The organism is Mesorhizobium sp. M7A.F.Ca.US.005.03.2.1, from assembly GCF_003997795.1.
In the GTDB taxonomy this organism is placed as follows: Bacteria; Pseudomonadota; Alphaproteobacteria; order Rhizobiales; family Rhizobiaceae; genus Mesorhizobium; species Mesorhizobium ciceri.
Map to the genome: position 1 here is coordinate 1 of NZ_RZRP01000932.1, position 2,301 is coordinate 2,301.

Genomic DNA, 2,301 nt, shown 5'->3' on the forward strand with positions numbered 1-2,301 from the left:
CAGTTGGACAGGGCAGCACGGGCGATCGAGCAATGGAAGCGGGAACGACCCGATCTGGACGTCTCGCCGATGGGTGTGCTCGGGCGGCTGAACGAGGCCGCCTCGCTGATCGCCCGCGAGCGCCTGGCGCCGTTGTTTGCCCGTTATGGATTGCAGTCCGGGGAATTCGACGTGCTGGCAACGCTGCGCCGCTCTGGATCACCCTACGCGCTGACGCCGACCGCCCTCTATGAAGCGACGATGGTGACGTCAGGCGCCATGACCAACCGGCTCGACCGGCTCGAGACGTCCGGATTGATCCTGCGCGGGCCGCACCCCAACGATCGGCGCGGCATTGTCGTGCGGCTGACCGAAAAGGGTCTCGCGTTGATCGATGAGGCTATTGCCGCCCATGTTGCCAACGAGCATGAGATTCTTTCCGGCCTGACACCGGCCGAACGGGAGACGCTCTCTCGGCTGCTTGAGAAATTGATCGGGAGCGTGAGCTAAGCCGGGTCAGTTCGTAGGCTGCCGCGAGAACCGGCGCCGGTGTTTCCAGCGGCGGTATGATACGGTGAGGTCGACAAGCCGGGTCGGCATGTTGAGGTAGAGCAGAGCATCCCGCAAACCGCTGAGATAGCGCTCACTCATCGCCTTGTCGGAAAAGTCCGGCATGGCCTCGAGTGTCGCTTCGGCTTGCTGGCTCCGGCCCTTTCCGGTCGGCAATCTGGCCGCAAAGGCTATTTCTCGACGCAGACAGACCTGCTCCACGCGATCCCGCAGCGCCTCTTCGTAGCCGATACCACATCGCATAAGCCGCGCGTGGGTGGCTTCATGGACGATAATCGAAGCGACCAATTCCGGCGTCGTCCCTTCGCTGATGATATGGCGCTCGTCCAATTCGCATGCCTTGGAAGAGTTTGCCCATTGCGCGACGGAAGCAGGAAGGGTTGTGACAAATACCTGTCTTACGTCACCAAGCAGCCGTCTGTAGCGCACTGGATCAAAATCACGAATAAGCTGAAGCGCCTCGACGATCTTGTCGGTGCCCTTGTCGCTGATGATGAGCAACCCGTCGATCGTTCGGGTACCGCTAAGCTTGACGGCGCCCCAGCGGGCCAATCGGCCAACGACGGCTCTTATGCTGCGTCGCGGCTCAATCGCTTCTGGGTCGCGCAAAGCCCCCTCGGAACTCAGTTGCGGTCGTCCGGAAACACCGGGATCGGCATGAACTCGACGCCGTCCTCGACCAGGCTCTTGGCTTCGTCCAGCGTCGCCTCGCCATAGATGCCACGCGGGTCGCTCTCGCCGAAATGGATCTTTCGCGCTTCCTCGGCGAACTTGTCGCCGACATAATCGGCATTCTCGCGCACCTTCTCGGCCATCGCCTTGAGCTGCGCCAAAGCCTGCTTCTGCGCCTCGCCCATGGCCAGCGCTATGGTTTCCTGCTTGCGCGCCGTGGAGACGGCCGGCGCCATCAGTGCTTTCTGCACCTTGTGCGAACCGCAGCTCGGGCAATCGACGAAGCCGCGCTTCTTCTGGGTGTCGAAATCGTCGTTGCTGCGGAACCAGCCTTCGAATTCGTGCTCGTGCTCGCAGATCAGGGCAAAACGGATCAAGAGGCTGCCCCCCTGAGCCGTGGCGCCTCGCCCGAGCCGGCATTGACGGCGAAATCCCGCGCATTCCTGAGATTGGGGATCTTCTTGCGCGCGGCAAGCGACTGCGCCGGGTCGATCTCGGCGACGATCACCGCCGGTTCGTCATGCGCGGCTTCCGCAATGATCCGGCCCCACGGATCGACGATCAGCGAATGGCCGTAAGTCTCGCGGCCATCTTCATGCAAGCCACCCTGCGCGGCGGCGACGACATAGGCGCCGTTCTCGATGGCGCGGGCCCTGAGCAGCACGTGCCAGTGCGCCTCGCCGGTCTGGCGGGTGAAGGCAGCCGGTACGGAAAACAGGTCTGCGCCGGCCAACGCCTCGGCGCGGAAGAGTTGCGGAAAGCGCAGATCGTAGCAAACGGCGAAGCCGAGCTTTGCACCCTCGATGTCGGTGACGACGGCCTCGGTTCCCGGTTCATAGGCGGCGGACTCACGCCAGCTCTCGCCATTGTCGAGATCGACGTCGAACATGTGGATCTTGTCGTAGGCGGCGAGCGCAGCACCATCCGGCCCGAACAGCAGCGCCCGGTTGGCGAGCTTGCCGTCGGCGCGCAGAATGGCGGTCGAGCCGATATGCAGGAAGATGCCGAGCTCCTTGGCCAGCCTGCGCGCGGTCGCAACGACGATGTCCTTGTCCTCCGACGTGAACGATGCGGCGCGAG

Annotated in this window: 4 protein-coding genes; 1 reads left to right on the top strand and 3 read right to left on the bottom strand. The window is 63.4% G+C overall.

Annotation, left to right across the window (positions count from 1 at the left end):
* Nucleotides 1-3 precede the first annotated feature (3 nt).
* Nucleotides 4-489 (top strand): MarR family transcriptional regulator, encoded by a 486-nt coding sequence (locus tag EN991_RS32755; RefSeq protein WP_013529453.1) that lies wholly within the window; start codon nt 4-6, stop codon nt 487-489.
* 6 nt (nt 490-495) lie between these two features.
* On the opposite strand, the gene EN991_RS32760 is transcribed toward EN991_RS32755, so the two are convergent.
* The 3 genes from EN991_RS32760 to EN991_RS32770 form a co-directional block, all read right to left on the bottom strand.
* The gene (locus tag EN991_RS32760; RefSeq protein ID WP_164753528.1) at nt 496-1,050 is read right to left on the bottom strand and encodes a hypothetical protein; all 555 of its coding nucleotides are present in this window, start codon (nt 1,048-1,050) and stop codon (nt 496-498) included.
* A 122-nt stretch (nt 1,051-1,172) separates the two neighbouring features.
* A complete protein-coding gene (locus EN991_RS32765) occupies nt 1,173-1,598 on the bottom strand; it encodes a DUF1178 family protein (RefSeq protein WP_013529451.1) in 426 nt (141 codons plus the stop codon).
* A partial coding sequence (locus tag EN991_RS32770; RefSeq protein WP_164769546.1) for a carbon-nitrogen hydrolase family protein occupies nt 1,595-2,301 on the bottom strand: 707 nt, incomplete at its 5' end. The genes EN991_RS32765 and EN991_RS32770, both read right to left, overlap by 4 nt.